Here is a 16,565-nt window from a genome sequence, read left to right as displayed (position 1 = left end):
CGATGAAGTTCTTCCGCCGGCAACCCCGGGCCGATCAGCGGCATCTGGCCTCTCCGGAGGGGCCCTTCTGGGCGGCCTACTCCCGACTCGTCGACGAGGGACTCATCGACGACCGGGCGTCTCGAGGCCTCCCCGAAAGCGCCCTTGAGGAGATCGCGACAGACCAGGGTGTCCGATTGGACCCGGAGTATGCCGACTTCCTGCGCTGTATGGGCGCCGGTTCCGGGAACACGCTCGCCTCGCAGGTCGTCTTTTACCCTGCCATCCTCGGTATACGAGAGAGTGCTGTTTCCCTGTGCAATGAGGTCGGCATCTCCTGCGACCTTGCGGGCGCGATTTTTGTCGCCTCTCATCAGGGTTACATCTACTTCTACGTCGACACTCGCCAAGAGGGCACGGTGTGGTGCCTCACCGAGGATTCCCCCGCCCCCGTCCGGGTGGCGGACTCATTCAGTGATTTCTTCTACGACTACGTGAAATCGGCGTGAGTACAAAATCGCACCGGGGCTCCTCCAAGCCCTGTTGAGACCCGGTCACCGCCGGGGACGCAAGGACGATCGCGGCGCGTGGATCGCCGCTGCCAACCGGTCAGCTCGCGGCCGCAATCGCCCATCGCGCAGGCGCGGCAAGCAGCGGTCACGCTCGCGTCGTTCCTGCTCCGGGCAGGATCTGCTCAGCCAACTGACCTAGCCATAGAAAGCACGGCCGCGGCTTTCCAGCGCCCGTCCGGCCGGCGCACCGGCCGGACGATCGCGGCGTCCCACTCCACGAGATAGTCCAGCCCCGGCGGATCCGGTCGATGGTCGCTGTCCTGGAAGGGCCGGCAGTCCTCCACCATGGCCACGTGTGAGCGCAGGGCGCCGCCCATACATGACTCCGCCGGCAGTGCTCCGAACCCCTCCGAAGAATCGGCGACCGGAAAGAACCGGGGGCGCTCCGGCTGAGGCAGCTGATGCTGAACGCTGAATGCCTTGCCTCAACCGAGTCCGCTACCAGTGCGTCCAGACACGCCCACAACTCCTGGACGCACCTGCGGAACTAGTCGGTCAGGTCCGCCGCCTGCCGCCCCGGCGGCCAAGCATTGAGGACCCTCGACTCGTCCGGATCCGTGCACACACCTTCCTTGACGAGCCCATCCTCCAACAGCGCATCCACGGCTGCGCCATTGATGTCCTGGCCTGCTGCGCGGCCTCCAGATGCTGCACTGCCCGCGGGTAGTACTCCCTGATCACAGCCCTGGCCCTAACGGCGGCCACTGACACTGCAGGTGCCACGACCAACGTTCTGAATCATTACGGTGGCCGTCCTGTGGGCGCTGGTCCCGCTGGCCGCCGCGAACATGCTGGTGACCCCGGAGCAGTAAGGCTCCGGGGTCACCACAGGGTCAGGCTGCTATGGCGGGACCGTGCCGCGGTATCGAGGGAGCGTGCCAATGAGTGCACACCGGGGACTGCTGCAGGGTTGGGTGACACCTGACCTGGCTTGCTGAGAAGCGGCCTGGAAGGATGTTGCAGTGCCCAAGCCGTATCCGAAGGAGTTCCGCGAGGACGTCGTGCGGGTCGCGCGCAACCGCGAGCCCGGCGTCACACTGGAACAGATCGCCGCCGACTTCGGGGCCCACCCGATCACGCTGTCGAAGTGGCTGCGCCGCGCCGACACCGACGAAGGGGCCAGGCCCGCAACGGCGTCGGGTGAGTCGGCCGAGCTGCGCGAGGCCCGCAAACGGATCCGGCTGCTGGAGCAGGAGAACGACGTGCTCAGGAGGGCTGCGGCGTATCTGTCGCAGGCGAACCTGCCGGCAAAATGATGTACCCGCTCGTCCGCGAGCTGGCCGCCGCCGCTGCCCCTTGCCGGGTGCCGGTGGCGGTGACGTGCCGGGTGCTCGGGCTGGCCCGTCAGCCCTACTACCGGTGGCTGACCAGGCCGGTCACTGATGCTGAGATGGCCGGGGCGTACCGGGCGCCAACGCCCTGTTCGACGCGCACCGCGACGATCCCGAGTTCGGGCACCGCTTCCTTCTCGATGAGGCCCGCGCGGCCGGTGAGGTGATGGCCGAGCGGACCGCCTGGCGAATCTGCCGGGACAACAGCTGGTGGAGTGCCTTCGGCAAGCGAAGCGGCCGCGGGAAGAACGCCAAGGCCGGGCCACCGGTCCACGACGACCTGGTGCGGCGGGACTTCACCGCGGACGGGCCGAACCGGCTGTGGCTCACGGACATCACCGAGCACGCAACCGGCGAGGGCAAGCTGTATCTGTGCGCCGTCAAGGACGTGTACTCCGGTCGCATCGTGGGCTATTCCATCGACGCCCGGATGAAGTCCCGCCTCGCGGTGAGAGCGCTGGAGTCCGCCGTCGCCCGCCGCAGCCCCGCTGTGGGATGCGTCGTGCACTCCGACCGCGGATCGCAATTCCGCTCCCGCAAGGTCGCCGCCGTCCTCACCCGGCACGGCCTGGTCGGCTCGATGGGCCGGGTCGGGGCCGCCGGCGACAACGCCGCGATGGAGAGCTTCTTCGCACTGCTGCAGAAGAACATCCTCGACCGCCGCGTCTGGCCCACCCGCCAAGAGTTGCGGATCGCGATCGTCTCCTGGATCGAGCGGACCTATCACCGGCGCCGGCGGCAGCGACGCCTGGGCCGATTGACCCCCGTCGAGTACGAGACCATCATGACCCCACCCGCAGCTCTGGCTGCATAAACCCCGCTGTCACCCGATCATGCAGCAGTCCCCTACTTGCGAACAGAGGACCCGCCAGGTCGGCTGCCGCCCGACTGTTGAGCGAGGGGCTGTGAACTTATGTCGGTGTGAGGTCCCAGGACTTCGGTCGGGGGTTCTTGCTGGGGCGGACAGTGAGTTCGTCTTCTCCGTGCAGGATCCGGTAGGGGGTGTCCTCGATGACGACTGTGACGATCTTTCCGGCATGGCCCCGGCCGAGCTTGATGAACTGGCCGTTGATCATGAAGCGGCCGCTGGCATGCACCTTGCGCTGGGCCTGATGGCACCGGCCGACAGGGGCGGAGACGGCAGCGGGGACGTCGCCCTCCCTGCCCCGCCGATCTGTCCCAGGCGGTCGGCTGGAACGGGGCAGGGCCGCGTTCCCATCAGGGCGTTGTCGGCGATGGCGTGCATGAGGTGTCCGTCGAGGCGGACGGTGATCTTGCGGCCGGCGAGGGCGAATCCGACCTGGTAGCGGCCTCCGGCCAGGCATCACATAGCAGATGTCCGCGATCTGTACGCGTTTCGTACGTGATATGTACGGTTCAAAGCTAGAGTTGAGGAACAGGAGGTGTTCCATGTCCGAGTTGTTCGAGCGGGTCGACGCACTGGTCGCGTCCCGGTCCCCGCTGCCACCGCCGACAGAGCGCAAACGGCTGCGCACTGCCCACGGCCTGACCCTGGATGAGGTCGCGGCCGCCCTGGAGGTCAGGCGGGCGACCGTCAGCGGCTGGGAGTCCGGCAAGACGGAGCCGCGGCCGCCGGAGCGCGACGCGTACGCGCGCCTGCTCAGCAAGCTCGCGGAGCTTTACCCCGCCGACCCCAACTTCGCGGCGCCCTCCGAGGACACTCCCGTCCCGGACGTCGCCAACACTCTCGCCCCGGCTCCAGAAGTGCGGTCCACGTCCACAGGTCCGGTCTCCGAGGCTGCGGTCACGACGACTGAATGGAACACCCAGCCCAGCCTCGCCCCCGAGCTCGCTCCGGCCGCCGCGCGTCCGGCCCCGACCGCCGGGCCGTCGTCGACGTCGCGCGGCCCGGCCGTCAGGAGGGCAACCCCGGCGAACACCCCGGCCGGTTCCGACCCTCGTTTCGCCAACGGTCCGCTCGCTGTCGTCGATGTCGACGACGACGGCCAGGTCCTCGCGTACTGCGTCGGTGGCCAGGTCCTGGACGTGCCTGCCAAGTCCCTACCGTCCCTGGTCGACTGGACGCTGCGGGAGGCGAAGCTCGGGCAGTCGAAGCTGTCCGGCCCGGGCAAGGACGGCGACCCGCTGATCGTGCTCACCGCGGCCGCGCTGGAGCGCTACGGCCTGCCGGCCGTCCTCTCGGAGGAGGAGCGGGACGCCGGGCGGTTGCCGGAGGGTCACAAGGTCATCAAACAGCTGGCCCGCGCCGACTGGAAGCTGACCAAGCGCGGGTTCGGGCCGTGGGCGCGGATCTACCGCCCCGCGCAGGGTTCGGAGCGGGCCTGTGTCCAGCTGTGCATCCCGTCCTGGAACGCGCTCGATACCCGCAGCTGGGGCCACGCCGGGCAGCTTCCGCCGGCGGAACTCGCCCGGATCCTGGGGGTGTACGCGTCCCGGGTGATGACGCCACGCGGGTCGACCGCAGTGACCGGTCTGGAACTGCTGACCGCCCTGCACCCGCCGACCCGCGCCTCGGAGGCCGACGACAGCGGCAAGCGGCGCTCCGAGCGCAACCCCGGCTCCTTGGGCAAGGACCCGATCGACCCGGCGCCGTGCGAGGCCCCCGATGGGCACCCGATGCTCGCCGACCTTCCCCGCTTCCACCGCCGTACTCCGGCGGAGAAGCTCTTCGAAGAGGCTCTGGACTGGGCTCGCCCGCTCACCGACGACGAATGCCTGCGTCGCCACCTGGTCGGCATCGACGTCAACCTCGCGTTCGCGGCCGGGGCGAACGGTCTGGTCGTCGGCCTCGGCGCGCCCACGCACGTCAAGGTGCCGGTGTTCGATCCGAAACTGCCCGGCGCGTGGCTGGTGGACCTGTCCCACGTCGACCTGTCGCGGGTGAAGCTCGGCAAGGAGTGGGCGGAGCTGGACGGCTCGCTGCTGCCCAGCCCGTTCACCTCGAGCGGTGAGCGTCCCGAGGGGCCGGCCTGGTATGCGACCCCGACCGTCGCGTACGCGGTGGAGCTCGGCTACGAGGTCGCGCCCGTCGAGGCGTGGGTGCGCTACGACACCGGCCGCTATCTGGACGCCTGGTACAACCGGCTGCGCGACGCCTACATCGACACGATGACCGACCTCGGCGTGAGCGCCGACCTGGCGCCGCAGGACTTCCTCGCCGTGCGGGGCAGCTACCGGCAGGCCGACCCCGAACTGGCGCTCGTCGTGGACGCCATCAAGATGACCGCGAAGGGCACCATCGGCAAACTTGCGGAACGGCCGCGCGGCGAGGGCTGGACGCCCGGCCAGCCGTGGCGAGCGATGTCCCGTGCGACCTGGCGGCCAGACATCCGGGCCGCAGTCATCGCGCGCACCCGGATCAACATGCACCGCAAGATCCTCAGGCACGCGGCGTTCACCGGGCAATACCCAGTCGCGATCCTCTCGGACTGCGTCGTGTACGCGGTCGACGGCACGGGACCGCTGGACTTCCTGCCCTACCGCGACGGCAAGCCGCTCCCGGGCGGCTGGAGGGTCGGCGTCTCACCCGGCATGGTCAAGCACGAGGGCACCCAGACCGTGCTGTGGGGCGAGGGCGTCCGCGAGCAGTACCAGGCGCCCGAGCTCAACCTCGCCCGCTACATCAAGTCGGGCGAGATCACCAACAAGGACAACGGGGAGTAGGTAGACGATGAGCGTGTTCGGCGACGGCCTGGACGCCGCGGTGCAGAAGGCGTTCACCCGCCCGGCTCCCAAGAACGCGGGCCCGCAGATGCGGTACCTGGTCAAGCAGCTCAAGGGCACGAAGGCCGTCGCCGAACTGCTCGGTATCTCCCAGCGGCAGGTGGAACGGTACGTGGCGGGAAAGGCCAAACACCCCCGCAAGGACCTCGCCGCGCGCCTCGAGCAGGAGGTGAAGAAACGGTGGCAGCCGCAGATCCGGGCCCAGGCCCGGCAGAAGGCGGCGACCACCGGCGGCATCGTCATCGACACCCGCGCCCGCATGGGCTACACCGCGCCGATCGGGTCGACGGACCAGGACCGTATCCGGCACCTGACCGTCGCGCTGCCGCCCCACTACGCCGCCCGCTTCTTTGACGCCCAGGAGGCCGGCGCGACCGAGCAGCAGCTCAAGGAGATCGCCGCCGAAGCGCTCAAGGAGGTGTACTTCCAGGACAACGGCCGTCGCGCCGGAAGCCTGCAGGAAGTGCGTTTCACCGACATCGAGCACCTGGAGTTCGACTTGTAGGGGCCGACCTCGACCAGGCTGCGAACCCGGACCAGTTGATCCGGGCTCGCTCGCGTATCCGCGGGTGCGGATGTTCATGGACACAATGATGTGTGCAACGACGTCAAGGCCTGCAGGTCACTGCGCCTCGGACCCGGCGTTCAGGGTGGCAGGGGCTCCTGCCCGGCGAGGGCCGCGCCGACGAACGCGCGCACGAGCGCGGCCTTCTCGGCTGCGGTGACGTCCTTCGTCCAGAGGTCGGCCGGGTGCCAGCCGCAGTCGAGCTTGAACCGGTGCACGCCCTGCGTGAACTCCAGCTCCTGAGCGTCCGGCTCACGGCGGCAGTGCGGATGCCGCTCGGTCGTGGCCGCCCACCGTGTGCACCAGGCGCGCGCCCACCACCGCGCCTGCGCACTGGGTGCGCACCGAGGCGCGGTTAACGGCGCATTCGATGCGCACCAGACCCGGCGGTCGATGCGAACCCGATGCGCACCTGTGCGACTTTGACTCCTACTTGGCCACTTTGACGTGCAGTTGGCCACGATCAGCCGTCACCTCGTTGCCCCTCGGTTAGAGCAGCAGCTGGAGCCAGTCCGGGAGCTCCGCTCCTGCGGAGCGGCCCAGGCTTGTGGCGATTCCGCCGATGAAGCCGAGGATCACGACCGTGGCGATGCGGCGGAGGCGGGAGGTCTTGCGCTGAGGGGCTTCGGGAGCCGTCTGGGTCATGCTGCGAGCTTGAGGTGTACCAATGGTGGTGCGCAGCGCGCAACGGTTGCCAATGGTCCGCAACGCGTTGCCAATTCGTGCGCAACAGTCATACAGGTCCAAGTGGTGGCCGACACTGGGGCAGTGACGACCAGTAGACGTCGAAGTGGGGCCAACGCTCTCGGCCCGCTCCATCCGGATGCGGGCCCGGAGCGCCGGGAACTCGCCCTTGCTCTGCGCGAGTTGTTCCAGAGGCTTGAGATGCCCCTGCGGACGTACGCGAACAAGGAAGCTCGCGCCGCCAGCTCCGTAAGCCGCGCGCTGAGTGGCGAGCGGCCCGCGCAGGAGGACTTCGTGAAGAATCTCCTCCACGACGCGGGCCAGCCCCCTCGGTCGCCGCTGCCCGAGGAGGAGACCGCTCGGGTGTGGGCACTGTTCCGCATGGACGAAGAGAGCCGCATGGATCCGGCAAGCCGCATCCGGCTCCTCGAGCGCAGCAGGCGCGAGCTGGAGGAGCGCGTGCGCGAGCTGGAGGATAGTCGGGCCGCCGCGGACACGGACGGCACCGCGGCCGAGCTGGACTCCCTTCGCCACCGGTTGCATCAGCGCGAGCAGGAGCTGGCCCGGGTCGGGCAGGAGCGCGATCAGCTGGCGCGGCGTATCGGAAAGTTGCTCGCCGAGGCCGGACTTCGGGACGGCCGCGGGCCCGTGGTGATCCGGTCGCCGTTCGCCCGGTGGTACGACCCGGAGGCACGCGACCGGGGGCTGTACTGGCCCGCGTACGTCGACCTCCAGTTGCGGCGGGGGTGGCAGTCCTCCAGGGTGGCTGACCTGGACGAGGCGACGGCCCAGGTGGTGGAGAAGCTGGCTAACCCGAGCGCGGCGGAGGCCTACCAGGCTAAGGGCTTGGTGATCACGCCCGTGCAGTCCGGCGTGAGCACCCACATCACCGGCACCGTGGCCAAGGCCGTCGACGCGGGCTACCGCCTCGTCATCGTGCTGACGGGACCGAGCAACGCGCTGCGATACCAGATGCAGCGGACCCTCGACCGTGATCTGGTGGGGCGGGAGAACATCCTTCGCGGCGTGGGCGAGTCCGAGGACTCCGAATACGTGGACGATCCCGACTGGTTCAAGGGGGACGGGTTCCTGCGGCACGGCCGACGTCCCTCCTCGGAGGGCGGATTCGACATCGTCCGTCTGACGACGCGCGACAACGACTACGCCGGCCTGCGTCAGAGCCTCGGCGCGCTCGAATTTGAGAAGCGGATGCCGCAGCTGCCGCTGAACAATCCCGAGAACCTGCACGCCACATCCGTACGGCTCATGGTCGTGAAGAAGAACAAGCCCGTCCTGTCCAAGCTGGTCAAGGACCTGCAAAGCATCCGCCCGCCTCTGGTGGAGATCCCCACGCTGATCATCGACGACGGCACGGAGTGGGAGCCGGCCGCCGTGAACACCCACAGGAAGGCGACCGGAACGGGGAAGGCGGGCCTCACGTCCGTCCAGGCCGCCATGGCGGAACTGCTGGGCCTCTTGCCCAGGGCGCAGTACGTCGCCTACGCCACGTCACCCTTCGTCGGCACCCTCATGGACCCGGCCGCCTCGGAGGACCTGTTCCCGAGGGACTTCATCGTGTCCCTGCCGCGCCCCGCCGGCTACGTGGGTGTGGAGGACTTCCACGACATCGACTCGGACGTCCCCGAGGAGCGGCGAACCTTCGCCAACTCCCCGGAGAAGGCGCACGTCCGCAACCTCGTGCTCCGTGACAAGGACGATGACCAGGGCGAACGACAGGCGATGGACATGTTCGTGCTGACCGGCGCGGTGAAGCTGTACCGGGCTGCGCGAGGCGGGGGGACAACACCAAACGACTATCGCCACCACACCATGATCGTTCACTCGTCGGATCGCATCATTCGGAAGCGGGAACAAGCAGCGCGATTGCGCCGCCTCTGGTACGAGGGTTCCTACGACCGGGCCGACGGTCTGGTACGGCTCCGCGAGCTGTACGAAAGGGACGTCGAGCCTGTTTCCTGCGAACGGGCCGACGGCCTGCCCGTTCCCGAGTCCTTCGACGAGGTCGCACCTTACGTCGTTGCCGCGTGGTCGCGGATCGACTCCGACGGCAACGCCGTCGTGATCGACAGCGGATCCACACACGACGAACACGGTGGATACGAACTGGACTTCGCGCGGCGGCACATCTGGAAGATCCTCGTCTGCGGCTCACGGCTCTCCCACGGTGGCACCGTCGAGGGTCTGACCGTCACATACCAGGGGCCCCGCACCGATAGCGCGGTGGCTCTGGCTGGAATGGGGCGCTGGGCCGGCTTCCGTATCGGCTACCGGGACCTGATGCGGCTCTACTTCGCGCGGGTCCCGGACGATGCCGGTGGAGGCCTCTTCGACGCCTTCGCAGCGATCTTCCGCGACCAGCTCTCGTTCCAGGAGGATCTGGCGCGCTACGCCATCGAAGTCGACGGTAGGCCACAACTCACGCCCGCCGAAGTGCCCGCGCTGCTCGCGCAGCACCTGGGCGCGGTGGACCCGGAGCAGCGACGGAACGCCCTCTTCAACGCCGAATTGGTCGAGATCCGCTCGCCCGGCCGGTGGATCGAGCCGCTCATCCACCCCATGGACGCGGCGGCGAAAGCCCGCAACGTCCAGCAGTGGCGGCCACTGCTGGACGTTCTGGCGGAGCCCCGCGTGCTCAGCGGCCGATCCACCTCCCTCCGCGCCCGCACCGGTCTGATCTCGCACGCCCGCCTGATGCATGTCTTCTCCGAGCTGGAAGGCACCGGGCCCCAGCTGCGCCCGCACCTTCGCTACCTGGAGCATTTGGGACGGGAGCCCGGGGGCCAGTGGCTGCTGGTTGTGCCGCAACCTGCTGGTGACGGACCCACGGCATCGGTTCTCGGCTTTGAATCGCTGCCCCTCTTCCGCCGAGCGCGTCGGCCCAACCGGCGGCACGGCTTCGGCAGGATCACGAACCCATCGCACGAGTCCGCGGTCGAGGCCGCGGTGAGCCAGGCCGACGGGGCGCTGCCGCTCCTGGGGGCGGTGCTCCTGTACCCCATTCACGAAGGGCCGGACGGCTCCGTCGAGGAGGGTGAGGCGGACCCGTCGCAGATCGTCATGGGGGTCGGCATCTACACCCCGGAGAAGGAGGAGGGCCCGTTGCTTCGCTTCCGGTCCGTGCACGGCCCTTGATGCGGACGGCGTTGAAGCTGGGGATGTCCCCTCGGTCCCTGGGCTGTCCGCAGGATGCCAGCATGGCGCAGCCGGGCCCAGCGGGGGATGGTGCGACTACGACCTTGGCGCGACTGATCCAGCACGGGCCCGATCAGCCAGTAGTGGTGCGTCTTGCCGTCCCTCGTAATGCTCCTCGTGTTGCTTCGACCGGCCGGCCGTTGGCGCTCGTGCACGCGGCTGACCAGGCAGACAATGGGCGAATACGTGCTGGCTTGACGGCCGACTACTTCGCTCTGGGATGTCCGACCGGTGCGATGTCAGTGGCGTGCGACATCATCAGCAGATGGCCACACAAGCAGCCCCACCGACCTACCTGGATCGTCTCCGGACGGACCTGGACATGATGGAAGCGGACTTCGTGCAGATCCTCGCGGACTCGCAGATCCGAAATACCGACCCCAACCGGGGACGCGACTACGTGATGCACCTTGGCGCTCCGAAATGGGGGTGGGTGCCCAGCAGCCCCGAACTCGAGGCGCGACGAATGCAACTGCTGGGGCGCGTACGGGACTGGGAGCCACTGTTCCGCCTGCTTTTCCCGCATCCGACTCCCGAGGTAACCAAGCGTCTTGAGGAGAACTTGGATCTGCTGCGGCGCTGGCTTGAGCGCCCGCGTGACAGAACAGTGCCGGCCACCGTCGACAAGGCCACCGACCATGTACGCGACGCAGTGACCACACTCCGGCAGCTCGGTGAGCTGTTGCCCTCTGACCCATGGGCGGTGCGCTTGGTGGTCGACACGAACGTCCTGCTGGACGACCCCGACGTGGCGATCTACACGCCGCTGCTGGGGAAGCGGTACATGGTCCACCTGATGCCCCGCTGTCCTGCGGGAACTGGACGACCACAAGCGCGCCGGACGAAACCCCGATATCCGGGAGGCGGCGAAGAAGGCCGACCGCCGCCTGAAGGGACTGCGAACCAACGGCGACGTGCGACTCGGCGTCCGAGTCGCCGGCGACGTACACGCCGTCTTCGAGCACATCGAACCCAAAGGCGACGGGTTGCCGAACTGGCTGGACCTGGACGTGCCTGATGACCGACTGGTGGCCTCCACGTTGCTGCTGCAGTCCCGGCATCCCGGCTCTTCTGTCTACGTGGCCAGCGGCGACATCAACCTCCAGACGAAGCTCGCCGCCGTCGGACTGCCGTTCGTCGAGGCACCATGAACGGACGCTCCGCTGTCGTCGCCGTCCATCAGCACTCCGGGTTGGATCTCTGGCAGCCTGCCGTCGGCGTCGACCAGCTCCTCCACCCCGTGCGGTTGGAGCCCTGACAGCAACGAGGGGGAGCGAAGGTCCGGATCTCGATCGCGGACGGCTGCTCCCCGCGCTTCAGGGAGAGGGGTGGAGGCCGAGGGAGATCGATGACGCGATCTCCCTCCTCACGGAGCTCGGGCAGTTCGCACCCGGGGGCCGCTCGTTGCACGGCCCGCGCCCTGACGACCCGGCCCGCTGAGCAAGCCGGTGCCGTGGCAGGATCTGGCCGCCGCGTACGGGACGTTCACGGACCTTCCCGGCGACTGGTACCGCGAGCGCAACGAGATCCTGGAAGCGGTCGCTGGCGCGATGAGCGACATGGACGACATCCTCTTCCACGCCTGGGCGCGCACACGCTCGGCACCGACCGCGACCACGGCCCGCTGATCGACGACAGGGACGACGACATCGTCCGCGCAGTCACGGGGCAGCGCACCTGAAAACCGCTGCCGTTGCGGTGGTTGACCTGCGAACATCAGGCAAAGCGCACGATGAGGCGAGGAACGATGGCTGACTTCCAATTCGGCATGAACGACTACAGCGTCGGCGTCCAGGCGCAGCAGACCGTGACCTTCACCCCGGGCTGGGACGTACACCGCCTCGCTCTGACCTTCGAGGTGACGGCCCGCGGCAACTACACCGTGGACGCGCCCTTCCTCGCCTCAGGCGACCTCTGGGTGCACGAGATGCCCAACCCCGCGAGCTACATCGGCGCCCTGCACGTCCCGAAGGGGCCCGTCGCGCTGAAGTCGTTCAAGACGGAGCTCGTGCTGGAGACGGCCGTGACGGACCGGCAGCTGCGCGGCCTGGAGAAGCTGCGCGCAGGTGCCGACCTAGTCCTGCGCGCCCACATTGCCCTGACCGCTCTCGCCGAACCGAAGCACTGGCCCGTCGCTCAGGACCAGGAAATCATCCGTATTCCGCACGCGACGTGGAGCAACGCCCTCACCCAGCTCGATGCCGGCGCTTTCGTCGACGTCCTCATCCCGATCACCACTGTGGAGGCCCGAGCCACCGGGGCACGACGGATCCGTGAGGCGAAGACCGCGATCCGAGACGGACGGTACGAGCACGCTGTCGCCCTCGCCCGAGCGGCCCTCGATCCCGTACGCGAGGCCTGCGACACCAACAAGGTCAACACGGAGGCGTCGAAGAAGAAGCCGACGGAACGGGATCAGGAGGAGCGCTGGGCGGTGTTCGTCCAGAGCGCCTTCAACCTCTTCAGCGGCGCTCCGCACGATGACGCGGGCACCACCGAGAACTTCAACTGGACCCGAGCCGACGCTGTCGCGGCCGTCACTGCCGCCGCAGGCCTGCTCGCCCGGCTGGAAGACCTGCCGTAGCACGCCAGCGGGCGCTGCCTTCGCGGGGCGCCCGTGAAGGCAGCAGGATGGTGCCATGACACCGGACGAACAGCGCCGCGCCAAACTTGCCCAGTTTGCGATCACAAGCTACCTCGGTGACCGGTTGACGGCGGCCAAGCGCAACGCCGAGTTGGCGGTCGGCACGCCGGATGCCGACCAGCGCCAGAGAGAGTGGCAACAGTCCAGTGAGCGGCTGACCCGGTGGCTCAACGAGCAGCAACTGGACGAAGACACTGTGGGCGAGGTGTCCGAAGCGTTTCTGCAGGCGATGGAGGACGGCTACACGCTGGTCATGCGCACCGGCGGAGGCGAAGACGCCGACACGTACCTAACCCTCCGGCAGCGAGCCGCTGTGACTCGAGATTGGTTGCGCGCCCAGGGCCACAGTGTCCCCGTCTACCCGAAGGAACCAGGACTGTGAGCAAGGCTGGAATCCCAGCATCGGCGGGAGTGGGCTGAGCATGAGTCCTGCCCAGCCCACTCCCGCACCTGGGCGCTACGCCCATCGCATTCCGATCGCGGACAGCTGCAGCCCCTGCTGTCAGTGGTGGATGTGACACTTATCGAATGACACTGAGGTCCCCTAGCTTCCTGGACCTGGAGACGTTGCTGTCCCAGGCGGAGTACCACAACATCGACGTCCCCGTGGCGCAGGACATTGTCGAGACGACGGTGAGCAAGCGGTCCGGCGGCGGCAAGGCGGGCTTTGGCGCGATCGCATTGAACGGGTCCGCAGGCAGCGACTTCCAGTTCCAGTCGACGTACAGCCTGGCGCCACGGGAAAAGGCGACCGTGTCCAGGGTGATCGACGGCCTGATTCGTCAGAAGGCTGTGCAAGTCAACCCGAACGGCGACTCGGCGCTCTCTAAGGACGTCCTCATCGAGGTTGAGGGCACCGCGCGGATCACTGCGGCGAGTGTAATGAGCAAGGTGTTCTTCCTCTTCCGCCGCCTCATGCTGGCCCGTGACATCAACGCACTCAACGAGCTCGCCAACCTGGACATAGAAGACGAGGATGTCGCAGAGGAGATCAAACGGGTCTACCTGCAGAACGAGCTGCTTCCCCTTCCCGTGCTGCTGGAACTCTCCGGGAGCGCGCTCCCGCACAAGGTGTACGTCAACGTGCGCCCGGACTTCTTCATCGACGAAGCATCGGCTGACCGCCTCGAAGGAGACATGCGCGTCCTGGGCAGTGTGTCTCGACTGATTCCGGAGGACGACTACCGCGTCACGGACGAATGGCTGCTCCACGGCTGGGAATTCTTGACGCGCCGCATCATGATGGCGCAGATCCAGGACGACCTTGAGGAAGTCACCCGGCAGCTGCAGCGACTGGGCCTCGACGTCCCCGATGATGACGTCCACGCATACATTTCAGGTCCCGCCATCGTCATCGATGCCATCGCCGTGTACTGACCTCTCCGAGCCCGGGGATTCGATGCGCCGTCCGTAGTGTGGTGGGTCGCGTGGGCGTCCGAGCCCCGGCCGTGGGGCGAGTCAAGCCGTGGTCGGTGGGGCCAGCAGAGGGCGAACACCAGCTGGCTGCCGACATGCGGGCCGTTCAGCGGTGTCACGCCCAGCGCCTTCAGGCGCTGCTGCTGTTCCTCCGACAGTTCCGTTCCGTCCAGGAGTTGGCCTGCTGCGGTGCGACGTGCCGGTTTGGTGTCAGTGACGGCATGTCAGTGATGGTTGTTGGAGATGGCGGGGAGGGGTCTTGTCGGGTGGGGTCCCTGACAGGGGCGGTATCTGTGGCGGGCGCGGCTGTCATGGGTCGGTACCTCCCGCCCTGCGCTCATGGGAACGTCACTTCTGATCCCTCAGTGTCTGTGCGGATGCACCGTGGTCGGTGTTGTTGGTGTCCTCGACGCGGTTCAAGACACTCCTGCGCCAGCTCGCCACGCATGCCCTGACATCACGGTCATCCGGCTGCGGACTTATGCGGTGCTGCAACCTCCGGTGCGCCAGCTGATGCCTACCGGGGGAGCTCAACTGTCGGCGGCTGCAACGGGGATGAACCGAAGAAGGCTTCGAAGATGAGATCGAACTCGCAGGCGGCCGTGTCCTTGAAGACAGGCAAGCCGCGGATGTCATCCCCAGTGGTGTAGCGCTCGCAAAACCGACGGGCCCGGTCATTTTTGTTGTTCGACTCGTTCGTCTCCAGCGGCGGATAGTAGGCCTCGATCGCCCCCAACTCCCACACGTAGATGTCCTCCCTCCGAAGCATCATCAGGAGCTCCAGCTTCATCTTCTTCAGCTCCGCATCCTGGGCTTCTTCGAGGATTTTTCGTGCGGTGCCGGAGGCGGAACGGGCGAAGAAGGCGGTAACCGCGGCGTCGAGCTCCTCCCACTCGCACAGCCCCTGGGCGTGCTCCTTGCGCTTGAGCTGAGCCTGCCGCCACAGCTCGCGAGCGGAGCCGCTGGTGCGCAGACCCTTGAGAGTCCTGCCCGACACTTCGGCATCGTCGTCTTCCACTAACTGGTTCACCCTGGAGACGACCCGGTCGCGCAGCTCATGGCACTCGCGGCTGGCGCCCAGGAGCAATGCTCAAGACTTGTGGATCAGCCCCGGGTGGGGACGCGGAGGGCGTACCTTCCCGAATGATCCGTAAGGTCTCCGAGTAGGCCCGCGTTGCAGCGCGGGTCGGGAAGGCACGCCCGTGCTCAGCGTAGTCACCGAGGACGGTTCCATACAGTCCGGCTCCTTGATCGACGAGATCGTCCGGGAGGGCGCCCGTCGGATGCTCGCCGCCGCGCTGGAGGCGGAAGTGAACCAGTACATAGCCGAGTTGTCAGCCGAGACCGACGAGCGGGGACGGCGCCTGGTGGTTCGCAACGGCCGCCACAAGGCGAGGACCGTGGTCACCGCGGCCGGGCCGGTCGAGGTCACCGCGCTCCGGGTGAATGACCGGCGCATCGACGCGGAGAGCGGCGAGCGGAAGCGGTTCTCCTCCAAGATCCTTCCCCCGTGGTGCCGCAAGTCCCCGAAGGTCTCCGAGGTCCTGCCGCTGCTCTACCTGCACGGACTGTCGTCGGGGGACTTCGTGCCTGCTCTGGAGCAGTTCCTCGGCGGCACAGCCGGCCTGTCGCCGGCCACGGTCACCCGGCTGACGAAGCAGTGAGCCGACGACCACGCTGCCTTCCAGGCCCGTGACCTGTCCGACCGGGACTTCGTCTACGTGTGGGCGGACGGCGTGCACCCGAAGGTGCGGCTCGGGCAGGCGCACTCGTGCGTCCTGGTCCTGCTCGGGGTCCGGTTGGACGGCACCAAGGAGCTGATCGCCCTGGCCGAGGGGCTACGCGAGTCCACCGAGTCATGGGCCGACCTGCTGCGCGACTGCCGTCGACGTGGCATGCGTGACCCCGAGCTGGTCATCGGGGACGGCGCGATGGGCCTATGGCGGGCGCTCGCCGAGGTCTTCCCCTCCGCCCGCCATCAGCGCTGCTGGGTTCACAAGGCCCGCAATGTCGCGAACTGCCTGCCCAAGTCCGCGCAGCCGGGCGCGACGAAGGCCATGCAGGAGATCTACAACGCCGAGGACCGCGCCCACGCCGAGAAGGCGATCGAGGAGTTCGTCCGCACCTACGGCACGAAGTGGCCCAAGGCCGTCGCGAAGATCACCGACGACCGCGACGATCTGCTGGCGTTCTACGACTTCCCGGCCGAGCACTGGATCCACCTACGGACCACGAACCCGATCGAGTCGACGTTCTCCACGGTCAAGCTCCGAACCAAGGTCACCCGGGGTGCCGGCAGTCCGGCCGCGGCACTCGCGATGGTGTTCAAGCTCGTCGAGTCCGCCCAGTCCCGCTGGCGGGCGATCACCGGAGCCCACCTGGTCCCGCTCGTCCGCGTGGGCGCCCGCTTCGAGAACGGCCAACTGGTCGAACGCACCGAGAACCACGCGGCCTGA

Annotated in this window: 13 protein-coding genes and 2 pseudogenes; 11 read left to right on the top strand and 4 right to left on the bottom strand. The window is 67.8% G+C overall.

The window, feature by feature from the left end; translation table 11 throughout:
* Window positions 1-2: 2 nt before the first annotated feature.
* Both OHO27_RS00145 and OHO27_RS00140 read left to right on the top strand, forming a co-directional pair.
* The gene (locus OHO27_RS00145; protein WP_328419127.1) at window positions 3-488 is read left to right on the top strand and encodes an SMI1/KNR4 family protein; all 486 of its coding nucleotides are present in this window, start codon (window positions 3-5) and stop codon (window positions 486-488) included.
* A gap of 1,025 nt (window positions 489-1,513) precedes the next feature.
* Window positions 1,514-2,696, top strand: a pseudogene (locus tag OHO27_RS00140) (IS3 family transposase).
* Window positions 2,697-2,793: 97 nt separating this feature from the next.
* On the opposite strand, the gene OHO27_RS00135 reads toward OHO27_RS00140, so the two are convergent.
* Window positions 2,794-2,958, bottom strand: a complete 165-nt coding sequence (locus OHO27_RS00135) for a hypothetical protein (protein ID WP_328419125.1) — start codon at window positions 2,956-2,958, stop codon at window positions 2,794-2,796.
* 334 nt (window positions 2,959-3,292) lie between these two features.
* Between OHO27_RS00135 and tap the strand changes: the two genes are divergently transcribed.
* A complete protein-coding gene (tap, locus tag OHO27_RS00130) occupies window positions 3,293-5,527 on the top strand; it encodes a telomere-associated protein Tap (protein ID WP_328419123.1) in 2,235 nt (744 codons plus the stop codon).
* A 7-nt stretch (window positions 5,528-5,534) separates the two neighbouring features.
* The gene (gene tpg / locus OHO27_RS00125; protein WP_328419121.1) at window positions 5,535-6,092 is read left to right on the top strand and encodes a telomere-protecting terminal protein Tpg; all 558 of its coding nucleotides are present in this window, start codon (window positions 5,535-5,537) and stop codon (window positions 6,090-6,092) included.
* A gap of 140 nt (window positions 6,093-6,232) precedes the next feature.
* On the opposite strand, the gene OHO27_RS00120 is transcribed toward tpg, so the two are convergent.
* Window positions 6,233-6,370, bottom strand: coding sequence for a hypothetical protein (locus OHO27_RS00120; protein ID WP_328419119.1), 138 nt, complete (start codon window positions 6,368-6,370; stop codon window positions 6,233-6,235).
* Between the two features lie 271 nt (window positions 6,371-6,641).
* A complete protein-coding gene (locus OHO27_RS00115) occupies window positions 6,642-6,797 on the bottom strand; it encodes a hypothetical protein (protein ID WP_328419117.1) in 156 nt (51 codons plus the stop codon).
* A 333-nt stretch (window positions 6,798-7,130) separates the two neighbouring features.
* On the opposite strand from OHO27_RS00115, the gene OHO27_RS00110 reads away from it, so the two are divergent.
* The 6 genes from OHO27_RS00110 (at window position 7,131) to OHO27_RS00085 (ending at window position 14,070) form a co-directional block, all read left to right on the top strand.
* Entirely contained in the window at window positions 7,131-9,989 is a 2,859-nt protein-coding gene (locus tag OHO27_RS00110; RefSeq protein WP_328419115.1) for a Z1 domain-containing protein, read from the top strand.
* An 869-nt stretch (window positions 9,990-10,858) separates the two neighbouring features.
* Window positions 10,859-11,200 (top strand): PIN domain-containing protein, encoded by a 342-nt coding sequence (locus tag OHO27_RS00105; protein WP_328430298.1) that lies wholly within the window; start codon window positions 10,859-10,861, stop codon window positions 11,198-11,200.
* A 297-nt stretch (window positions 11,201-11,497) separates the two neighbouring features.
* Entirely contained in the window at window positions 11,498-11,677 is a 180-nt protein-coding gene (locus OHO27_RS00100) for a hypothetical protein (RefSeq protein WP_328419113.1), read from the top strand.
* A 119-nt stretch (window positions 11,678-11,796) separates the two neighbouring features.
* A complete protein-coding gene (locus OHO27_RS00095) occupies window positions 11,797-12,633 on the top strand; it encodes a hypothetical protein (protein WP_328419111.1) in 837 nt (278 codons plus the stop codon).
* Window positions 12,634-12,688: 55 nt separating this feature from the next.
* The gene (locus OHO27_RS00090; RefSeq protein WP_328419109.1) at window positions 12,689-13,075 is read left to right on the top strand and encodes a hypothetical protein; all 387 of its coding nucleotides are present in this window, start codon (window positions 12,689-12,691) and stop codon (window positions 13,073-13,075) included.
* Window positions 13,076-13,221: 146 nt separating this feature from the next.
* Entirely contained in the window at window positions 13,222-14,070 is an 849-nt protein-coding gene (locus tag OHO27_RS00085) for a DUF6414 family protein (protein WP_328419107.1), read from the top strand.
* A 556-nt stretch (window positions 14,071-14,626) separates the two neighbouring features.
* Here OHO27_RS00085 and OHO27_RS00080 read toward each other — a convergent pair.
* A complete protein-coding gene (locus OHO27_RS00080) occupies window positions 14,627-15,127 on the bottom strand; it encodes a hypothetical protein (protein ID WP_328419106.1) in 501 nt (166 codons plus the stop codon).
* Window positions 15,128-15,311: 184 nt separating this feature from the next.
* Between OHO27_RS00080 and OHO27_RS00075 the strand changes: the two are divergent.
* A pseudogene (locus tag OHO27_RS00075) lies at window positions 15,312-16,544 on the top strand (IS256 family transposase); the annotation flags it as partial.
* Between the last annotated feature and the right edge of the window lie 21 nt (window positions 16,545-16,565).

Source organism: Streptomyces sp. NBC_00443 (assembly GCF_036014175.1).
In the GTDB taxonomy this organism is placed as follows: domain Bacteria; phylum Actinomycetota; class Actinomycetes; order Streptomycetales; family Streptomycetaceae; genus Streptomyces.
This window is presented reverse-complemented; position numbering and strand designations above follow the sequence as displayed.